Annotated in this window: 24 protein-coding genes and 1 tRNA gene; 13 read left to right on the top strand and 12 right to left on the bottom strand. The window is 70.4% G+C overall.

The window, feature by feature from the left end; all coding sequences use genetic code 11:
* Nucleotides 1-25 precede the first annotated feature (25 nt).
* From VB739_RS08045 to sds, 5 genes are all read left to right on the top strand, one after another.
* A complete protein-coding gene (locus VB739_RS08045) occupies nucleotides 26-781 on the top strand; it encodes a 2-phosphosulfolactate phosphatase family protein (RefSeq protein ID WP_323356573.1) in 756 nt (251 codons plus the stop codon).
* A 61-nt stretch (nucleotides 782-842) separates the two neighbouring features.
* Nucleotides 843-1,661 (top strand): carbon-nitrogen hydrolase family protein, encoded by an 819-nt coding sequence (locus VB739_RS08040; RefSeq protein WP_323356572.1) that lies wholly within the window; start codon nucleotides 843-845, stop codon nucleotides 1,659-1,661.
* Nucleotides 1,662-1,667: 6 nt separating this feature from the next.
* A complete protein-coding gene (locus VB739_RS08035) occupies nucleotides 1,668-2,768 on the top strand; it encodes an N-acetylmuramoyl-L-alanine amidase (protein ID WP_323356571.1) in 1,101 nt (366 codons plus the stop codon).
* A complete protein-coding gene (gene murI / locus VB739_RS08030; protein WP_323356570.1) occupies nucleotides 2,765-3,589 on the top strand; it encodes a glutamate racemase in 825 nt (274 codons plus the stop codon). The genes VB739_RS08035 and murI overlap by 4 nt, the downstream gene beginning before the upstream one ends.
* A 37-nt stretch (nucleotides 3,590-3,626) precedes the next feature.
* A complete protein-coding gene (gene sds, locus VB739_RS08025) occupies nucleotides 3,627-4,598 on the top strand; it encodes a solanesyl diphosphate synthase (RefSeq protein ID WP_216908406.1) in 972 nt (323 codons plus the stop codon).
* On the opposite strand, the gene VB739_RS08020 is transcribed toward sds, so the two are convergent.
* The 3 genes from VB739_RS08020 to VB739_RS08010 all read right to left on the bottom strand — a co-directional run bounded on the left by VB739_RS08020 (nucleotide 4,592) and on the right by VB739_RS08010 (nucleotide 6,145).
* On the bottom strand, nucleotides 4,592-5,251 hold the full coding sequence (locus VB739_RS08020; RefSeq protein WP_323356569.1) for an HAD-IA family hydrolase: 660 nt from the start codon (nucleotides 5,249-5,251) through the stop codon (nucleotides 4,592-4,594). The genes sds and VB739_RS08020 overlap by 7 nt on opposite strands.
* A gap of 14 nt (nucleotides 5,252-5,265) precedes the next feature.
* Entirely contained in the window at nucleotides 5,266-5,592 is a 327-nt protein-coding gene (locus VB739_RS08015) for a hypothetical protein (RefSeq protein ID WP_323356568.1), read from the bottom strand.
* A gap of 100 nt (nucleotides 5,593-5,692) precedes the next feature.
* Nucleotides 5,693-6,145, bottom strand: a complete 453-nt coding sequence (locus VB739_RS08010; RefSeq protein ID WP_323356567.1) for a TspO/MBR family protein — start codon at nucleotides 6,143-6,145, stop codon at nucleotides 5,693-5,695.
* An 80-nt stretch (nucleotides 6,146-6,225) separates the two neighbouring features.
* Between VB739_RS08010 and acs the strand changes: the two genes are divergently transcribed.
* Nucleotides 6,226-8,199: an acetate--CoA ligase gene (gene acs, locus VB739_RS08005; protein ID WP_323356566.1), complete on the top strand. Its 1,974-nt coding sequence runs from the start codon at nucleotides 6,226-6,228 to the stop codon at nucleotides 8,197-8,199.
* A 7-nt stretch (nucleotides 8,200-8,206) separates the two neighbouring features.
* Here acs and VB739_RS08000 read toward each other — a convergent pair whose 3' ends face one another.
* Both VB739_RS08000 and VB739_RS07995 read right to left on the bottom strand, forming a co-directional pair.
* Nucleotides 8,207-8,935: a DUF1350 family protein gene (locus VB739_RS08000; protein ID WP_323356565.1), complete on the bottom strand. Its 729-nt coding sequence runs from the start codon at nucleotides 8,933-8,935 to the stop codon at nucleotides 8,207-8,209.
* Nucleotides 8,936-8,969: 34 nt separating this feature from the next.
* Entirely contained in the window at nucleotides 8,970-9,434 is a 465-nt protein-coding gene (locus tag VB739_RS07995) for a peroxiredoxin (RefSeq protein WP_323356564.1), read from the bottom strand.
* A 101-nt stretch (nucleotides 9,435-9,535) separates the two neighbouring features.
* Here VB739_RS07995 and VB739_RS07990 point away from each other — a divergent pair, with 101 nt between their 5' ends.
* Both VB739_RS07990 and VB739_RS07985 read left to right on the top strand, forming a co-directional pair.
* A complete protein-coding gene (locus VB739_RS07990; RefSeq protein WP_323356563.1) occupies nucleotides 9,536-10,447 on the top strand; it encodes a 3'-5' exonuclease in 912 nt (303 codons plus the stop codon).
* A 111-nt stretch (nucleotides 10,448-10,558) separates the two neighbouring features.
* Entirely contained in the window at nucleotides 10,559-10,813 is a 255-nt protein-coding gene (locus tag VB739_RS07985) for a hypothetical protein (protein ID WP_216908421.1), read from the top strand.
* Between the two features lie 98 nt (nucleotides 10,814-10,911).
* On the opposite strand, the gene VB739_RS07980 is transcribed toward VB739_RS07985, so the two are convergent.
* The 7 genes from VB739_RS07980 to VB739_RS07950 all read right to left on the bottom strand — a co-directional run bounded on the left by VB739_RS07980 (nucleotide 10,912) and on the right by VB739_RS07950 (nucleotide 14,752).
* Nucleotides 10,912-10,985 (bottom strand) — tRNA-Pro (locus VB739_RS07980).
* 14 nt (nucleotides 10,986-10,999) lie between these two features.
* Nucleotides 11,000-11,356, bottom strand: a complete 357-nt coding sequence (locus VB739_RS07975) for a hypothetical protein (protein ID WP_323356562.1) — start codon at nucleotides 11,354-11,356, stop codon at nucleotides 11,000-11,002.
* Entirely contained in the window at nucleotides 11,353-11,514 is a 162-nt protein-coding gene (locus tag VB739_RS07970) for a hypothetical protein (protein WP_323356561.1), read from the bottom strand. The genes VB739_RS07975 and VB739_RS07970 overlap by 4 nt, the downstream gene beginning before the upstream one ends.
* Entirely contained in the window at nucleotides 11,511-11,819 is a 309-nt protein-coding gene (locus VB739_RS07965; protein WP_323356560.1) for a hypothetical protein, read from the bottom strand. Before VB739_RS07965 ends, VB739_RS07970 begins: the two co-directional genes overlap by 4 nt.
* An 11-nt stretch (nucleotides 11,820-11,830) precedes the next feature.
* On the bottom strand, nucleotides 11,831-12,568 hold the full coding sequence (gene msrA, locus VB739_RS07960) for a peptide-methionine (S)-S-oxide reductase MsrA (RefSeq protein ID WP_416233311.1): 738 nt from the start codon (nucleotides 12,566-12,568) through the stop codon (nucleotides 11,831-11,833).
* 26 nt (nucleotides 12,569-12,594) lie between these two features.
* On the bottom strand, nucleotides 12,595-12,873 hold the full coding sequence (locus VB739_RS07955) for a hypothetical protein (protein ID WP_323356602.1): 279 nt from the start codon (nucleotides 12,871-12,873) through the stop codon (nucleotides 12,595-12,597).
* A gap of 130 nt (nucleotides 12,874-13,003) precedes the next feature.
* Nucleotides 13,004-14,752 (bottom strand): ABC transporter ATP-binding protein, encoded by a 1,749-nt coding sequence (locus VB739_RS07950; RefSeq protein WP_323356559.1) that lies wholly within the window; start codon nucleotides 14,750-14,752, stop codon nucleotides 13,004-13,006.
* Between the two features lie 69 nt (nucleotides 14,753-14,821).
* On the opposite strand from VB739_RS07950, the gene VB739_RS07945 reads away from it, so the two are divergent.
* The 5 genes from VB739_RS07945 to VB739_RS07925 all read left to right on the top strand — a co-directional run bounded on the left by VB739_RS07945 (nucleotide 14,822) and on the right by VB739_RS07925 (nucleotide 18,438).
* Nucleotides 14,822-15,130, top strand: coding sequence for a DUF3288 family protein (locus VB739_RS07945; RefSeq protein WP_323356558.1), 309 nt, complete (start codon nucleotides 14,822-14,824; stop codon nucleotides 15,128-15,130).
* A gap of 195 nt (nucleotides 15,131-15,325) precedes the next feature.
* Nucleotides 15,326-16,366 (top strand): anthranilate phosphoribosyltransferase, encoded by a 1,041-nt coding sequence (gene trpD, locus VB739_RS07940; RefSeq protein ID WP_323356557.1) that lies wholly within the window; start codon nucleotides 15,326-15,328, stop codon nucleotides 16,364-16,366.
* A complete protein-coding gene (gene carA / locus VB739_RS07935; RefSeq protein ID WP_323356556.1) occupies nucleotides 16,363-17,562 on the top strand; it encodes a glutamine-hydrolyzing carbamoyl-phosphate synthase small subunit in 1,200 nt (399 codons plus the stop codon). Before trpD ends, carA begins: the two co-directional genes overlap by 4 nt.
* Nucleotides 17,563-17,630: 68 nt before the next feature.
* On the top strand, nucleotides 17,631-18,014 hold the full coding sequence (locus VB739_RS07930; RefSeq protein ID WP_323356555.1) for an STAS domain-containing protein: 384 nt from the start codon (nucleotides 17,631-17,633) through the stop codon (nucleotides 18,012-18,014).
* A 16-nt stretch (nucleotides 18,015-18,030) separates the two neighbouring features.
* Complete coding sequence (locus VB739_RS07925; RefSeq protein WP_323356601.1) at nucleotides 18,031-18,438, top strand: Mini-ribonuclease 3; 408 nt, start codon at nucleotides 18,031-18,033, stop codon at nucleotides 18,436-18,438.
* The last annotated feature ends 170 nt before the right edge of the window (nucleotides 18,439-18,608 follow it).

Here is an 18,608-nt window from a genome sequence, read left to right as displayed (position 1 = left end):
CGCACCCCCGTAGCGATCGCGTCCCGTGCTGCTCTCCTACTTCCACACCTCCGAAGCAGTTCCCCCCCTGCGTTCTCTCGAGGAGGACGGCCCGGATGCGGCCGTGGTCATCGACGTGCTGCGGGCCACGACCACCATCGCCTGGGCGCTGCAGAACGGGGCCGAGGCGATCCAGGCCTTTGCTGATCTGGGTGCCCTCGAAGCGGCCGCCGCCGACTGGCCGGCCGCCCGTCGACTGCGGGCCGGCGAGCGCGGTGGCAAGCGGGTGGACGGCTACGACCTGGGCAACTCCCCCCTGGCGGTCACCCCCGAGCGGGTGGAGAGCAAACGCCTCTTCCTGAGCACCACCAACGGCACCCGCTCCCTCGACCGGGTCCAGGCGGTGCCCCTGCTGCTCACCGCCTGCCTGCCCAATCGCACCGCCGTGGCCCGGCGACTGATCGAGCGCCAGGCCCTGCGGGTGTGGATCGTGGGCAGCGGCTGGGAGGGGGATTACTCCCTTGAGGACAGCCTGGCGGCGGGAGCGGTGGCTTCGGCCGCGATCGAGCTGGCGGTGGCCCCCCACATGGGGGTCCGCTGCGCCAACGACGAAATGCTGGCGGCCCTGGCCCTCTGGCAGCAGTGGCGCCACGACACCGAGACCTGCCTGCGCAGCGCCAGCCACGGCCAGCGCCTGATCAGCCTGGGCAACCACGACGCCGATTTCGCCTGCTGCGCCGCCGTCGACAGTCTGGAGATCGTGCCGATCCAGGCCGAACCCGGGGTGCTGCGCGCCAGTTGAGGCGCGCCTTGCCCCCCTTGGCGGCTCCCTTACGATTCGCCGGTCTTGGAGCGGTCCGGCGGTGAGCAGTTTTCTGGCAGCGGCGCTGCAACTCACCAGCACGCCGGACCCTGACGCCAACTTCTCGGCGGCCGAGGAGCTGATCGAGCTGGCGGCCCGCCGCGGCGCCGACCTGGTCGGTCTGCCCGAGAACTTCGCCTTCATGGGCGACGACGCCCGCCGGCTGGAGCTGGCGCCGGTGCTGGCCGAGCGCTGCAGTCGCTTCCTGGTGACCATGGCTCGCCGCTACCAGGTGACCCTGCTGGGAGGGGGGTTCCCGGTGCCGGCCGGGGAAGGCCAGACCTTCAACCGCGCTGAGCTGGTGGGCCGTGAGGGCCAGCTCCTGGCCCGCTACGACAAGATCCACCTCTTCGACGTGGACCTGCCCGACGGCATCACCTACCGGGAGTCCGCCACGGTGCAACCCGGCCACGAGCTGCCGCCCGTGGTCGATGTGCCTGGCCTCTGCCGCGTCGGCCTGTCGATCTGTTACGACGTCCGCTTCCCCGAGCTCTACCGCCAGCTGGCCGGCGCCGGTGCCCAGCTGTTGATGATCCCGGCCGCCTTCACCGCCTACACCGGCAAGGACCACTGGCAGGTGCTGCTCCAGGCCCGGGCGATCGAGAACACCGCCTACGTGCTGGCGCCCGCCCAGACGGGACTCCACTACGGCCGCCGCCAGACCCATGGCCATGCCCTGGTGATCGACCCCTGGGGCACCGTGATGGCCGATGCCGGGGTGGAGCCGGGTCTGGCGATGGCCCCGGTCGACATGGCCCATGAGGCCAGGGTCCGTGCCCAGATGCCGAGCCTGCAGCACCGTCACCCGGCCCTTTTCTGAGTGGTCATGGGAGTGCGTGCGTCGCGATTCGCCTGGTTGCTGAGCCTGCCCCTGCTGCTCGGGGCCCTGCCTGCCCAGGCGGCGAGCGCCCTTTCCGCCTGGCGCCTCAGCCGGGAGGGGGTGCTGGAGCTGCGCACCTCCCCCGGGGTGCGGCTGCAGGCCTTCTACGAGGAGGGGTCCGGCCCCACCGGCCCCCGGGTGTGGGTGGACCTGCCCGGTGCCCCCCAGCGCAGCCGTTCGGTGCCCGTCGGCGGCCTGGTGCGGGAAGTGCGCATCGGCCGGCCTGATCCCGGCACCACCCGGCTGGTGCTCGAATTCAGGCCCGGCACCCGCCTCGATCCGCGCCAGCTGCGACTCGTGGGCACGTCCCGGGATCGCTGGCGCCTCACCCTCACCGGTCTGCCCCTGAGTGGCTTCACACGCAATGTCGGCGAGGGCGACATGGACGCCACCCCTTCGAGCTGGACCGCCTCCCGCCCCAGTGGCTTCAGCAACAGGGGAAGGACCACCTCGGGACGGCCTCTCTCCACCGACGGTTTGCCGGCGGTGCCCCGGGGGCGCTTCCGGGTGGTGATCGACCCCGGCCACGGCGGCCCCGATCCCGGGGCCGTGGGCATCGGTGGTCTGCGGGAGACGGACATCGTTCTGGATGTGAGCCTGCAGGTGGCCCAGCTGCTCCAGGCCCGGGGGGTGCAGGTGCTGATGACGCGCACCTCAGACGTGGACGTTGACCTGCCGCCGCGGGTGTCGCTGGCCAACAGCAGCAACGCTGATGTCTTCGTGAGCATCCACGCCAATGCCCTGAGCATGGCCCGCCCGGATGTGAACGGCGTGGAGACGTTCTATTTCCAGTCGGGCAACTCCCTGCGGCTGGCCCAGGCGATCCAGTCCCAGATCATGGCGATCTCGCCAGGGACGCCCGATCGCGGCGCCCGGCCGGGCCGGTTCTTCGTGATTCGCCGCACGGTGATGCCGGCGGTGCTCACCGAGATGGGCTTCGTCACCGGCCGGCTGGACGCGCCCCGCCTGGCCGATCCCAACTTCCGGCGCCGCCTGGCGCTGGCCATCTCGGCGGGCATCCTCAACTACCTCCAGGGGGCCTCTTGAGCCTCCTGGTAGGCCTGTTCGACAGCGGCCTCGGCGGTCTCACCGTGCTGCGCCAGGTCCATGCCCTCTATCCCCACTCCCCCTGCCTCTATCTCGGGGACACGGCCCGGGTTCCCTATGGGCAGCGCTCGAAGGAGGAGATTCGGGCGATCGCCTCGGAGGTGGTGCACTGGCTGCGCTTGCAGGGGGTGGGGGTGCTGGTGATGGCCTGCAACACCTCCAACGCCCTGGCCCTCGACGTGGCCGTGGGCGAGGCGGGCGTGCCCGTGGTGGGGCTGATCGACAGCCTGGCCAGCGATCTCACCAGCGACCGCGTCGGGGTGCTGGCCACCCCGGCCACCGCCGCCAGTGGCGCCTACCGGCGCTCGATCCAGGCCTGTCGCCCCTCGGCCAGGGTGCTGGAGATGGGCTGCCCGGCCTTCGTGCCCATGATCGAGGCGGGCGATCTGCAGGCTCCCGAGCTGCGCGCTGCCGCCGCCCGCTACCTGGCCCCGTTGCTGGAGGCGGAGGTGGACACCATCGTGCTGGGCTGCACCCACTACCCGCTGCTGCGGGCGCTGCTGGCCGAGCTGCTCCCCCCGGATGTGCAGCTGGTGGACCCTGCCCTGGCGGCCGCCCAGCGCCTCGGACCCTTGCTGGCCAGCCTGGGCGATTCCCCCGAGGTCGACCAGGCGGTGGAGTCGGTGCGGCCGCCCCTGGAGCGCACCCGTTTCTGTGTCACCGGGCCCGCCGAGGCCTTCGCCACCGCGGCAGCGGCCTGGCTGGGAAGCCGGCCGGCGGTGCGCAGCGTCAGCCTGCAGTCGCCCACCCGCGCCTATTGAGGCACGGCCCCTAGGATCCTTTCATCGTGGAGGTGACGTGGCGACGGTTGCAGAGTTGCTCCAGCCGGTGGAGTCCGACCTCGATGCCCTGCTGGCCGACCTGCGCAGCCTGATCGGCGCCGGCCATCCGATTCTTCAGGCCGCTGCCGAGCACCTGTTCGCGGCCGGTGGTAAGCGGTTGCGGCCGGGCATTGTGCTGTTGCTGTCCCGGGCCATCGCCCCCGATGGGGGCCTCAGCCCCCGGCACCGGCGGCTGGCGGAGATCACCGAGATGATCCACACCGCTTCCCTCGTCCACGACGACGTGGTGGATGAGGCGGCCACCCGCCGGGGCGTGGCCACCGTGCACAGCCGCTTCAACCATCGCGTTGCGGTGCTGGCCGGCGATTTTCTCTTCGCCCAGGCCAGCTGGCACCTCGCCAACCTCGATGATCTCGAGGTGGTGAAACTGCTCTCCCGCGTGATCATGGACCTGGCCGATGGCGAGGTGCGCCAGGGTCTGTTCCGCTACGACACCGGCCAGAGCTTCGAGACTTACCTCGAGAAGAGCTACTGCAAAACCGCCTCGCTGATCGCCAACAGTGCCCGCGCCGCCGGGGTGCTCACCGGTCTGCCCGAGCCGCGCCTGGATGCCCTCTACCGCTTTGGTCGCCAACTTGGCCTGGCCTTCCAGGTGGTGGATGACATCCTCGATTTCACCGCCAGCGATCAGCAGCTCGGCAAGCCCGCCGCCAGCGACCTGGCTTCGGGCTACCTCACTGCTCCAGTGCTCTATGCCCTTGAGGAGCGGCCGGCCCTGGCCGGGCTGATCGAGCGGGAGTTCTGCGAGGCCGGTGACCTCGACCAGGCCCTGGCCATGGTGCGTGGCTGTGAGGCCATCGGCCGGGCCCGCGCCCTGGCTGAGGGCTTTGCCCGCGAGGCCCATGAGGCGATCGAGTGGTTGCCCCCCTCCGAGCCCCGCAGCGCCCTGCGTGCCCTGCCGGAGTTCGTCCTCAGCCGTCTTTACTGATCCAGCTCCACCTCTTCCAAAGAGTTGAGACAGATCACCCCCTCGGGGTAGGCCTGGCAGTCCAGCCCCGGAGGCAGCAGCACGTGCACCCGGCAGCCGGCGCCCAGGGCGGCGGCCACACCGGCGCTGGAGTCTTCGAACGCCCAGCACGCCGATGCGGCTACCCCCAGGCGCCGGGCCGCCAGCAGGAAGGGGTCGGGGGCGGGTTTGCCGCCGCCGAGGTCTGGGTCATCGCCATGGACCCGTTCGCGGATCAGGGCCATCCAGGGGTGGGGGGCCACTTTCACCGCCACGGCCTGGCGTGCGCTGCTGGTGGCCAGGGCCATGGGGATCCCCAGGGCAGCACAACGGCGCACCAGGGCCTCGGCGCCGGGCATGGCCGGGGCCGAAGCCAGCAGGGCCTCGGCGATCGGCTGACGCACGGCCAGCAACTCCTGGACCCTGACTGGGGCCCCGCCTGCGGCAACGATCCACTGCTGCACCTGGATGGCGCAGTCGAGGCGCCGCCGGCCCCGCAGGCTGAGCAGTTCGGCCCCAGAGAGGGGGCGGCCGAAGCGGCTGGACGCCTCCTGCCAGGCCTTGGCATGGGCCGGTTCGGTGTCCAGCAGCAGACCGTCGAGATCGAACAGGCAGGCGGCGGGTCGCTGGGGCATGCCCCCAGCCTGCATCAGGACGGATCGTTCTCGGGGTAACGGTCCTCCAGGGCGGTTTCCAGGGTGGTGAGCAGCAGCACCAGGGCGGCCCGCTCATCGAGCTCGCTGCCGCCCACCTCATGGATCCAGCGGTGGCAGAGGGCCTCGATCTGCTGAAACAGCCCGGTGCCGCCCCGCAGCAGGGTCATCACCTTCTCGACGTTGTCTTCATCGATGTCCGGCGGCAGACCCACCACGTAGCGGCGACCGTCGTCCCCCACATAGGTGAGGTTGCCATCGGCGTCACGTGTCGGGCCGGCATGGGGCGTGATCGGCTGCTCCTCCATGGCCTTCCGCTCCATTCCCGTGGGTTCGCCCCCTGGCTAACGCCGCCGGGCGAACTTGCCAAGCAGCGATGAGCAGCCCTGATCGGCCCGATCGGTGCTTCAGGGCCTGGCGGCCTCAGCGGTTCAGCTTCTGCATCCGCCAGGTCACGACGGTGCCGATCGGGCTCCAGAGCAGGAAGGGCGCCAGCAGCAGGCTGGCGGGCCGTGACACGCTCAGCAGCGCCAGTGCCAGGCCCAGGCCCCAGAGCCAGCCGGCCAGGCCCGCCGCCGTTCCCCAGGCGAGCCGCCGGGTGCGGCAGATCAGCAGCGTGTAGCTCTGCACCAGAACGAGCAGCACCAGGTAGCCCACCATGGCCAGGGGCGCTGTCACCCCACCGGCCCACCAGCGGATCAGGGCCGAGGCGTAGAAGCACAGGTAGATGACCGACCAGATCACCGGGATCCAGCGCTCGAAGGTGAGCCAGCGGGGGCGCCTGAGCCGCAGGAACCAGGCGAACTGCTGGCGGCTCGGGGTCAGGACGGCGATCACCAGGCCCATCACCAGCAGGATCGTCAGCCAGGCAGGCATGGGATGGGAGCCGTGTCCTTCCAGCGTGGCCTGTCTGCGGTTGAATGCACCATGCCCCAGAGCGCTCGGCAGGCTTTGCCATGACCCAGGACTCCTCGCCCACGATCGAGTCGGTGCTCCAGGAACAGCGGCAGTTCGATCCGCCGCCGGAGCTGGCCGCCGCGGCCCGCATCGGTTCGATGGCCGCCTACGACGCGCTGATGGCGCAGGCCCAGGCCGATCCCGATGGCTTCTGGGGTGAGGCGGCCCGGCGGGAACTGGACTGGTTCGAGCCCTTCGACACGGTGCTCGACTGGAGCAACCCGCCCTTCGCCCGCTGGTTCGAGGGGGGCACCACCAACCTCTCCTACAACTGCCTCGATCGCCATCTGGAGGGCCCCCGCGCCGACAAGACGGCCCTGATCTGGGAAGGCGAACCGGGCGACGTCCGCCGCTTCACCTACCGCGAGCTGCACGCCGAGGTCTGCCGTGCGGCCAACGCCCTCAAGGCCCTCGGTGTGGGCAAAGGGGATCTGGTGGCCCTGTACATGCCGATGGTGCCGGAGGCGGCCATCGCCATGCTGGCCTGCGCCCGCATCGGGGCTCCACACTCGGTGGTGTTCGGCGGCTTCTCCGCCGAGGCCCTGCGCGACCGCCTCAACGACGGGCAGGTGAAGCTGGTGATCACCGCCGACGGCGGATTCCGCAAGGACAAGGCCGTGTCCCTCAAGCCGGCGGTGGATCAGGCCCTGTCAGAGGGTTGCCCGAGCGTCGAGCATGTGCTGGTGGTGCGCCGCACCGGCGAGGCCACCGGCTTCGAGGCCGGCCGCGACCTCTGGTGGCATGAGCTGGTGGACGGCCAGAGCGCCGACTGCCCAGCCGTGCCCATGGCCAGCGAAGACCGCCTCTTCGTGCTCTACACCTCCGGCTCCACCGGCAAACCCAAGGGGGTGGTGCACACCACCGCCGGCTACAACCTCTGGGCCCATCTCACCTTCCAGTGGATCTTCGACATCCGCGAGGACGACATCCACTGGTGCACCGCCGATGTGGGCTGGATCACCGGCCACAGCTACATCGTCTACGGGCCCCTCTCCAACGGCGCCACCACGCTCATGTACGAGGGAGCACCACGGCCCGCCAAGCCCGGGGCCTTCTGGGAGGTGATCGAGAAGCACCGGGTGACGATCTTCTACACCGCCCCCACGGCCATCCGCGCCTTCATGAAGAGCGGCCGCGAGGTGCCCGACCGCTACGACATGTCCAGCCTGCGCATCCTCGGCACAGTCGGCGAGCCGATCAATCCCGAAGCCTGGATGTGGTACCGCGACGTGATCGGTGGCGACCGCTGCCCCGTGGTGGACACCTGGTGGCAGACCGAGACCGGTGGGGTGATGATCAGCCCCCTGCCCGGAGCCACCCCCACCAAGCCCGGCTCGGCCACCCTGCCCCTGCCGGGCATCGTCGCCGACGTGGTGGATCTGGAGGGCAACAGTGTGCCGACGGGGCAGGGGGGCTATCTGGCGGTGCGGCGGCCCTGGCCGGGGATGATGCGCACCGTGCACGGTGATCCCGACCGCTTCCGCCGCAGCTATTGGGAGCACATCCGGCCCGCTGACGGCAGCTACCTCTATTTCGCCGGCGACGGCGCCCGCCGCGACGCCGACGGCTACTTCTGGGTCATGGGACGGGTCGATGACGTCATCAACGTCTCCGGCCACCGGCTGGGCACGATGGAGATCGAATCGGCCCTGGTGAGCCACCCGTCCGTGGCGGAAGCCGCGGTGGTGGGCCGGCCCGATGATCTCAAGGGGGAAGGAATCGTGGCCTTCGTCACCCTGGATGTGGGGGTGGACGGCGATGCGGCCCTGGAGGCGGAGTTGCGCCGCCATGTGGGCCTGGAGATCGGACCGATCGCCCGGCCCGACATCATCCGCTTCACCGACTCCCTGCCCAAGACCCGCAGCGGCAAGATCATGCGCCGGATCCTGCGCTCCCTGGCGGCCGGGCAGGAGGTGAGCGGTGACACCTCCACCCTCGAGGACCGTTCGGTGCTCGACCAGCTGCGGGTGTGAGGCCGCCTCAGGCAGCCCCGCTCCAGGTGCTGATCTGCTCCGCCAGTCGCTCCATGCCCCGCTGGCGGGCCGGATCATCGGCCCAGTCGCCAAGGAACTGCTTGCGCAGGCCGCCGCTGGCCGGGGAGAGGTGATCCCCGGGCAATTCCACCAGGCTGGAGGCATCACCGACCCTGGCCTGCAGCACGTCGATCAGCCGGGCGCTCTGGTCGATCGTGTCGCGGCTGAAGCGCACCAGCAGGTTGCGGGGCTGGCGGTAGCTGCTGCCGATCTGGAGCAGGGTGGCCTCGGGGGAGGGGCTGAACTCGCTGCGGAAACGGAACTGCTGGCCCAGCTCGGCCAGGAAGGGGATCGAGCGCTCGGCCGAGAAGTTGTTGAAGCTGAGGGCCACCAGGCCATCACAGCGGCGGCCGCCATCGGGGGCGAGCAGGTGCAGCTTGCAGCCCAGGCTGTGGCCCAGCCGCAGCAGGGCAGCCTCGGCGGGCCCGGCCTGCTGTTCCCGCAGCTGGCGGAACAGGCGCCAGGCGGCGTTGGCCTGGGCCTGGTGGTCGAAGCCGGGCACGTAGCTCCAGGCATGGATCCGCCAGCCCCTGGCGGCCAGGGCCTCAAGAAAGCGCCGATAGCTCAGCTGGGGGGTGGCGGCCAGGTAGCTGCCACCGATGAACTCGATCAGCCCGCGGGGCCGGCCCGTGGGCTCGAGCGTCCAGAGCTCCCCCTGCTGTCGCCACGGCGTCATCGTTCAAACCCTCCCCGAGTGATCGCGGTGCCCTTCAGGAGCCCTGGAGGCCCCGTAGGGCGTCGAGGGCCTCGCGCCGGTGGGCCGGGCCGTCGAGCAGGTTGTTGAAGACATGGCGGACCACCCCCTGTCCATCGATGACGTAGGTGACCCTGCCGGGCAGCAGGCCCAGCACGCTGGGCACACCGAAGGCCTTGCGCAGCCGGTTGCCGGCATCCACCAGCAAGGGGAACGGCAGACGGTGGCGGTTGGCGAAACGCCGATGGCTGGCGGCATCGTCGCCGCTGACGCCCCACACCGCGGCCCCGAGCCCCTGCAGGTCGGCGTAGCTGTCGCGGAAGGCGCAGGCCTCCATGGTGCAGCCAGGGGTGTCGTCCTTGGGGTAGAAGAACAGCACCAGGGCCTTGCCGTCCAGCTGGTCACTGCGCCGTACCGTGCCGGCCTGGTCGGGGAGGGCGATCAGGGGGACGGTGTCGCCGGGGGCGAGGGCTGGAGCCACGGAACGCGGGGAGGCAACGGGATCGAACCAGCCTAGGAAGCACGGCCCCGGCGGGGCCTTGCCCGGGTTGCGACGATGGGGGTGCGTGCGGACGACGCCCGATGCAGGAGCAACCCGGTCTCTGGCAACAGGATGATCTGCTGGCCATGGCCGCGCCGGGGCCGGCCGCCCCGGCTCCGGCACGGGTGTCAGCTCCGGATCCGGCCCCCACCGAGCCGTCCCCCGCCTCCGCGACCCGGCCGGCCCCCCTGTCCCTGCCCTCCTGCGCCGGCCGCCCAGCGCGGGCCCTGCCCCGCGTTCCTGAGACCCTGCTGATCCTTGACACGGAGACCACCGGGCTCTCCACCCTGCAGGGACAGTGCATCGAGGTGGGGGCGATCCTCTTCCATGTGCCCCACAGGGCCGTGCTCAGCCAGGTGTCCTTCCTGATGCCCTGCGCCGGTAACGCCGCCGAGGGCATCAACGGCATCCCCGCCGCCGTGACGCGCCTGGAGCAGCCCTGGCAGGAGGCCCTGGCCTGCTTCCGGGCCATGGTGGGGGCCTGTGAGGCCCTGGTGGCCCACAACGTCGCCTTCGACCGTCAGTGGTTCGGCCTGGGGCCGCTGCCGGTGCTGGATCGCCCCTGGATCTGCTCGATGGAGGACATCCGCTGGCCGACGGAGCGCCAGCTGCGCAACACTCCCTCGGTCCGTGACCTGGCCCTGGCCTACGGCGTGCCGGTGTGGGCGGCCCACCGGGCCCTGACCGACTGCATCTACCTGGCCCAGGTCTTCGAGCGCTGCACCGACCTGGAGGCTCTGCTGCAGGCCGCCCTGGAGCCCCGCAGCCTCTACCGGGCGGACCTTCCCTATGCCGAGCGTCACCGCGCCCGGGAAGCCGGCTTCCGCTGGAACGAAGCGGTGCCAAGGGCCTGGAGCCGCCGGCTGAGCCGGCGGGAGGCAGAGGCCCTGGCCTTTCCGGTCCAGGTGGTGCCGGATCCCTCCGCGGCCGAAGTCCTGGCCAGGAGTGCCTGAGGTCGGCAGCGGATCTTCCGTTTTTGTTTCGATGGTTGAAGCAGATCCGATGATCCGGGGCGCTTCGCCGCCGCCTCCCCACCCTTGGAGTGTTGTTTCGGCGCCGCCGTCATGGTCACCCGGCTGCCAACCAGCTCCGGTGAGGGCGCCGAACCCGCGCAGCACCGCGTGCGCCGCTGGCAGACGGCCCGCACCTGGGCACGGCTGATCCGGGAGGCGGAGGCCCTCTGGAGGGTCGATGTCCGCGCCCTGCGCCGCCTGGCCTCCCAGGAGCTGTTCCAGCTGGTGCAGGAGGTGCCTCCCCGGCTGCGTCGGCGCGTCAACCTCTGGCTGGTGCGCTTCAACGTCGCCACCAGGCTGCACTGACCGCTGAACGGCCAAAAAAAATCAGCTGATCTGATCAGCTGACAGTACGAACAACGACCGACGAACCCATGGGCGGAACGTTCGGTGGACCGGCTGAATCGGAGCGGCGGGATTCGAACCCACGACCCCCACTACCCCAAAGTGGTGCGCTACCAAGCTGCGCTACGCCCCGGCGGAATGAAGCTATCACAGCGTCCTGGGGGTGCCGCGGCGCCTGGACAGGCGCCGCATCAGGCGATTGGTGAGCCGCTGGCGCCCCATCACCGTGTAGCCACAGAGGCGCTCGCGCCGGGCCATCAGCCGCAGCTCCGCCAGCCCCATCGTGGCCAGCTGCAGTTCCGGCAGCCGCTGCCAGGCCATCGACGGCAGGGGCAGCTCGGAGCCTTCCCGACCCTCCCTGAAGCCCTTCAGGGCGCCGCCGGCCATCCATTCCGGCACCAGCACGAACAACACCGCCAGCAGGCCGTAGAGCTCGACCAGTCCCTTTGGCAGCGGATGCAGCTGGCGTCTGGGCTGGTCCCGGTCCTCGGCGGGGTCTCTCACGAAAGGAAGGTCGGCGCCAGGGCGCTGGGCCCCTGGCGCCACTGCAACGGCGGTTCGCCGGAGGGATGCAGCCGCACGGTCCAGAAGGCCAGGGCGAAGCAGATCCCGACGGCGGCGATCAGGGCCACGATCACCACCCGATCGGAGAGGGGCTTCATACCTGTTCGCTGCGCACGCAGATCCGGCGACTGGGCAGCTGTTCGAGGGTCAGTTCATCGCCGCGCAGGATCACCCGCAGGCTTTCGTTCTGGTAGCGAAGGCCCGGAGCGTCCGATTCCTCCCGGAACAGGGTCGACCGGGTGCGGCCGGCGATCAGGGAGGCCTGGGAGGCATTGCGCTCCAGCACCACCGAGACGCGGCCACCGCAGAGGAACCGCTCCCTGATGTCGTAGTTCTCCCACCAGGGAGACTGCATCGTCAGCAGGGGCAGGAGTCCGAGCGCGAGCAGCGGGGGGGCGGCCATGGAGGAGGCGGTCAGACGAGGGCGATCGGCGCATTGTCGCCGCGAAGGACGCAATGGGGGATGGCCCAGTCATAGCTTTCCCACACACTGGCGGGAAGGAGATAGGTGGCGTCGGGGAAGGGGCCGAGGCGGACTCCCGTGGGCTGGGCGGAGCAGTAGGGGCGGCTTCCGGGCTTGGCCAGGTACTGCTGGTGGTAGGGCTCGGCAAAGTGAAAGCGTCTGCCGGCGCCGATCTCGGTGGTGATGGTTCCAGCCCCAGCGGCATCGAGAGCCGCCTGGTAGGCCTGACGGCTGGCCTCGGCCAGGGCCAGAAGAGCGGGGTCGTCCACGAAGAGGGCTGATCGGTACTGGCTGCCCCGGTCATTGCCCTGGCGGTTGCCCTGGGTGGGGTCGTGGCACTCCCAGAACAGCTTGAGCAGATCGGCGAAGGAAACGCGCGCCGTGTCCCACACCACCCGCACCACCTCGGCATGGCCGCTGCGGCCGCTGCAGACCTGCTCGTAACTGGGGGAGGCGAGCTGGCCGCCGGCATAGCCCACCGCAGTGGTGACCACCCCGGGCAGCCGCCAGAAGCCCTTCTCCGCCCCCCAGAAGCAGCCGCAGCCGAACTTGGCCTCCGCCTGGCCATCCATCGGTGGCGCCGCCAGTGGGGTACCGAGCACGGCGTGGAGGCCTGCGGCCACCTTGCCTGCTTTTTCGGAGGCCGGGTTGCTGCTGCTGCTCGAGGGGCTGTTGAAGAGGCCGAACAAGGCGTTTTGCCGTCAGGACCCCAACCCTAGGAAGCGCCCTGTTGGTCCTGTTGCGGCACCAGGGCGATGTGGTTCAGCAGGGTGGTGATGAAGGCGAACAGCAGAAAGGGCAGCGACAGCACCAGGATCAGGCCCACCCCCACCAGGGCGAACAGGGGCCGGCTCGCCCCCATCAGGGCCAGACCCGCCGCCAGGCTCACGAAGATCACGGCCATCCAGATCAGGACCTGGCCGTAGATGTCCCCGAAGGTCAGGGTGCAACGAACGTTGTAGAGGTGGCTGAGGGGCGACGGGGTGGGGGCCATGGGGACGGCGTGGCAGGCGGTGTGGGAACCACGGCCCATCCAGGTAAGCCCAGCCACCGTCCTTGGGAGGGGCAACTCAACATCTGTTTGAAACCTGGCGCCGAAAGCTGCTGGTGCAGCCCCGGCTGGCTCAGGCGGCCTGGAGCTGGCGCACCGCCTCTTCCCGGTCCCAGAGCCGGCGGTAAGTGCCCTCCTGCTGCAGCAGGTCGGTGTGGTGCCCCTCCTGGACGAGATGACCCGCTTCGAGCACCAGGACCCGGTCGCAGGCCGCCGCTGCCGAGAGCTGGTGGCTGATCATCACCACCGTGCGCTGCTGCTCCTCGCGCACCGACCGCAGAATGCCTGCCGCGGTGGTGTTGTCGACACTGGCCAGGGCGTCATCGAGCACCAGCAGGGGGGCCTCCACCAGCAGCGCCCGCCCCAGGGCGGTGCGCTGGCGCTGGCCGCCGCTCAGGGTGATGCCCCGCTCCCCCACCAGGGTGCGGTAGCCATCGGGGAAGCCCTTGATGTCCCCCTCAAGGCGTGCCTGGCGGGCGGCCTCCTCCACCCGCTCCATGCCGGCCTCTGGATCGCCGTAGCGCAGGTTGTCGGCCAGGCTGGCGGTGAACAGGTACCCCTCCTGGGGCACCAGGGCGACCTGGCGTCGCAGATCGCTCAGCCGCAGCCGCGTGACATCGACCCCATCGAGGAACAGCTGGCCGGCGGGCACCTCCACCATCCGGCCCAGGGCCCGGGCCAGGGTGGTCTTGCCGCAACCCACCGGTCCCACCACCGCCACCAGCTCACCGGGGTGGATCGCGAAGCTGAGGTCCTCCAGCGCCGGCCGCTCCGCCCCCGGGTACCGGACTGTGAGTCCCCTGGCCACGACGGTGCCGAGGGCCGGGCGACCGGGGGGCAGCGGATCGGCGGGCGACACGATGGCAGGGGGGTGGCTGAGCAGGGCTTCCACCCGCTCCAGGCTCACCTGGCCGGTCTGGAAGGTGTTGAGGGTGAAGCCCAGCAGGGCGGTCGGGAAGACCAGACGCTCCACAAACAGGATCAGGGCCACCAGATCGCCGATGCTGAGCCGGCCGCTTTCCAGCTGGCCGCTGCCCAGGGCCAGCAGCAGCAGCAGGCTGAGGGAGGCGATTCCCTCCAGCAGGGGAAACAGGGTGCTGCGGGTGCGGGCCAGGGAGAGCTGGGCGTCCAGGTACACCTTGTTGAGGTCGGCGAAGGCCTTCTCCTCGGTGGCCTCCTGGCCGTAGATCTTGATGGCGCCGATGCCGCTGAGGTCCTCCTGGACCAGGTCGCTGAGGTTGGCGAGCACCTCCTGCTGGCGGCGCTGCTGTTTCATCATGCGGCCGCCGAACAGGCGCACCACCATCAGCATGCCGGGGTAGAGGGACACCGCCGCCAGGCTCAGCAGCGGGTCGATCGCCAGCATCGCCGGCAGGGTGAGGGCATAGGCCAGCACCGTATTGGTGAGGCTCAGCAGGGCGAAGCCCAGCAGCCGCCGGATGTTCTCCACATCACTGGTGGCCCGGCTGATCACCTCGCCGCTGCCGGTGGTCTGCACCCAGCCGGGGTCCTGGGTGAGCACGTGGTCGAAGATCCGCTCCTTCAGGCTCGCTTCCACCTGCCGGCCGACCCCGAACACCAGCATCCGGGAATAGAGGCGGGTGGCGCCCATCACCGTGGCCATCACGACGATCAGCCCCGCCACGCCCAGCACGTCCGCCATCACGAAGCCGGGCTTGAGCGCGTTGATCGTCTGGCGCACCACCAGGGGGATGGCCACCCCCAGCAGGTTGACCACCACCAGGGCACCGGCCCCCACCAGCACCGTGCGCCTGTGCGGACGGAGGTAGCGCCCGATCAGATCCAGCCGCAGGGCGCTCATGCAGGGAGATGGGACATCGGGGGCCCCTAACCTAGGCATCGCTCCCTAGGGCCCAAGGGCTGCCGGGCCATGGACGACCAGAACCATCCCCTCCATGCCAGTGACCGGGAGACGGTGGATCGGTTGTTGGCGGTGGAGCGTCCCCAGGACGAGCATCTGGTGGATGCGGCCCGGCTGCAGATGCGTTACCGGGGCTTCCCCGGGGCCGCCGACATCCGCGACGACCTGGAAAAGATCCTGCGGCTCTGGGGGCTGGATGGCGAGGCGCTCCATGGCCGCACCCGCGCCATCTGGGCGGCCGGGTTCCGGCCGGGCGCCGCTCCAGTGGCTGAGGCCGTGGGCTCCGGTTTCGATACCGCCTCCGACGACGCCGGCTGAGCCAGAAGGCGCCGTTTATCGGCCTGTTGGTCAGAATGGAGCTCCTCGGGCGATAGTGGGAGCGTCCCCATCACCCGGCCCGGCGTGCTCTGCACCCGGGCTATTTTTTTGGGGACCCTGCTTTTCGTGGCCTGAGGGGCGCAAGGGCTGGGACTGGTTCGCTTTAAGTTGCCGCTGACGGTTCAGCGTTCGGTGATGCCTGCCTCCCCCGCCTGGCCCCAGCTGCTGGAGCAGCTTTTGTGCGGCCAGGACCTCCAGGCCGACCAGGCGGAGGCCCTGATGCGGGGCTGGCTGGCCGGCGCCATCGATCCCGTCCTGACCGGTGCTTTGCTGGCGGCCCTGCGGGCCAAGGGCACTAGCGGTGAGGAGCTGGCGGCGATGGCCGCCGTGCTGCGGGAGGCCTGCCCCCTGCCTGGGGAACGGCCGCCGATGGAGCTGATCGACACCTGTGGCACCGGAGGCGCCGGCGCCGACAGCTTCAACATCTCCACGGCCGTGGCCTTCACGGCCGCCGCCTGCGGGGCCCATGTGGCCAAGCACGGTAACCGCAGTGCCAGTGGCCGGGTCGGATCGGCCGACGTGCTCGAGGCCCTGGGCCTGCAGCTGGGGGCCCCCCTGGCGACGGTGGTGGAGGCCCTGCCGCGCACCGGCGTGACCTTCCTGTTCGCCCCGGGCTGGCACCCCGCCCTGGTGGGGATGGCCCCCTTGCGCCGCAGCCTTGGCGTGCGCACCGTCTTCAACCTGCTCGGACCGCTCGTCAATCCCCTCACCCCCGAGGCCCAGGTGCTGGGGGTGGCCCGGCCCGACCTGCTCGATCCGATGGCCGACGCCCTGCGCCGCCTCGGCCAGCGGCGCGCCATCGTCGTCCATGGCCATGGCGGCCTGGATGAGGCCACCCTCTCGGGTCCCAGTGAGCTGCGCCTCCTGGAGGACGGGGTGGTGCGCAGCGAATGGCTCGATCCTGCGGCCCTGGGGCTGGCGCCAGCCGATCTGGAGGCGCTCAGGGGTGGGGATGTGGCGGCCAATCGGCTGATTCTGGAGGCGGTCCTGCAGGGACGGGGCACCCAGGCCCAGGCGGATGTGGTGGCCCTCAACGCTGCCCTGGTGCTTAAGGCGGCCGGCCTGGAGCCGTCCATCGCCGCGGCCCTGGTCCGGGCCCGCCAGGCCCTGGCTGACGGCAGCGCCTGGGCCAGGTTGGAAGCGCTGCGGGCCGCGCTGTCGGGTTCTGAAGGATGATCACTGTTCCCGCCAACGCCACCCTGGACACCCCACAGGAGGCCCCTGCCGAGCCCAGTACCGCCCTGGACGAGGCTCCCGCCGTGCTTGTCCTGGCCGACGGCACCGTGCTGCGGGGCGTGGCCTGCGGGGCCCGTGGTCGTGTCTGCGGCGAGGTGGTCTTCAACACCGGCATGACCGGCTACCAGGAGGTGCTCACCGATCCGAGCTACGCCGGCCAGCTGATCACCTTCACCTATCCGGAGCTCGGCAACACCGGTGTCAACGGTGAGGATCTGGAGGCGGACCAGGCCCATGCCCGCGGCTGCATCGTCCGTCAGCTCGCCCCCCGACCCAGCAGCTGGCGCTGTGAGGAGACCCTCGACCACTGGCTGAGCCGCCAGGGGGTGGTGGGAATCCGCGGCGTCGATACCCGTGCCCTGGTGCGCCACCTGCGCGAGGGTGGTTCCATCAACGGCGCCATCGCCAGCGACGGCACCGATCCGGCCACCCTGCTGCGGGAGGTGCTGGCCACCCCGTCCATGGATGGCCTCAACCTGGCCGCCCGGGTCAGCACCCGGGAGCCCTACACGTGGAACCGCACCTGCACGGCCCCCTTCGACTCCAGGCTCCAGCCCGGTCCAGTCAGCCCTTACCGGGTGGTGGCGATCGATTTCGGCATCAAGCGGGCCATCCTCGAGCGCCTGGTGGCCCACGGCTGTGCGGTCACCGTGCTGCCGGCCGATGCCAGCCTGGAGCAGGTGCTGGCGCTGGAGCCGGAGGGGGTGTTCCTTTCCAACGGCCCGGGGGATCCAGCCGCGGTGCGCGAAGGAATCACCTTGGCCCGCGACCTGCTGGAGCAACCGCAGCTGCCCGTCTTCGGCATCTGCCTGGGTCATCAGATCCTTGGCCTGGCTCTGGGGGGCCGCAGCTTCAAGCTCGGCTACGGCCATCGCGGCCTCAACCACCCCTGTGGCTCCCCCGGTTCGGTGGAGATCACGAGCCAGAACCACGGCTTCGCCCTCAATCCAGATTCTCTGCCGGCCGAGCGGGTGCGGATCACCCACCGCAACCTCAATGACCACACGGTGGCGGCCCTGGAACTGCGCCACCAGCCGGTGTTCGGCATCCAGTACCACCCCGAGGCCAGTCCCGGCCCCCACGATGCCGACCACCATTTCGCCCGGTTCGCGGCGCTGATGGCGGAACGGCGCTGAATCGGCACGTTTCGTTGCGGTTCCCGCATTCGGGATAGGGGTCTCTACAGTTCGGCGCGTTCAACACCTTGAGGATTGGGGCCATCACCGACCTGCAGCGACTGACCGTCTCCCTGAGAGGGGGCAGCGAACGGCGGGAAGAGTGCCTGCTGTTCAGTTTCACGGGCCAACTGGACGCCTATTCCGACAAGCAGTTCACCGAGTTCATCAGCGACCGGCACAAGGGGGACATCCTCCCGGTCGTCATTGACCTCAGCCGCATCGATTTCATCGACTCCTCCGGACTCGGTGCCCTGGTGCAGCTCGCCAAGCTGTTCAACGAGAGCTCCCGCCAGTTCCTCGTGGTCGGCAACGCCCGTGTCGTCCAGACCGTCAAGCTGGTGCGCCTGGAGGCCTTCTTGCACCTGCAACCTGATCTGGACTCCGCCCTTGGCAGCCTCGCCCCCGCCTGAGGGGCCTGGCCACTGGCTGGCCTCCGTACCGGCCCAGGTTCCCGCCACACCCCTGCCCACGGCCCAGCTGGCCTGGTTGGGGGATGCGGTCTGGGAACTGCACCAGCGGCTGCGGCACTGCCGGCTACCGGCCCGGGCGGCCGACCTTCACCTCGCCGTGGTGGCGGAGGTCCAGGCCGAAGCTCAGGCGGAAGCCCTGCGGCGTCTGGATCCCCTGCTGAGCGAGGCGGAACGCCGCCTGGTGCTGCGCGGCCGAAACCAGGCGGGACGGGGTCCCCGCCGCGGCGCCCCCCGGGCCTATGGGCAGGCCACGGGATTTGAGACGATGCTGGGATGGCTTTTTCTGCAGGACCCCAGACGGCTGGCTGAGCTGCTGGACCATCTCGAGAAGACCGAACCCTGTCCCCCCTCCGCCAGCCCATGAGTCCCTCCCCTGACCGTCGCGGCGATCGCCGCCCCGACCGGCGGCCTGACCGCCGCCCCGATTCCGGTGCTGATCGCACCCCACGCCGTCTTGGCTCCGGCGCCGGTGGCCGCCCCATCAGCCGCGGTTCCGGCTCCGCCCGCCCCCGCCGCCCCGGCGAGGCCTACGGC

The sequence above is a fragment of the Cyanobium gracile UHCC 0281 genome, from assembly GCF_034931305.1.
GTDB classification, from domain to species: Bacteria; Cyanobacteriota; Cyanobacteriia; order PCC-6307; family Cyanobiaceae; genus Cyanobium; species Cyanobium gracile_A.
Note: the sequence above shows the minus strand (reverse complement) of the source record. Positions and strands in the feature narration are given on the sequence as shown.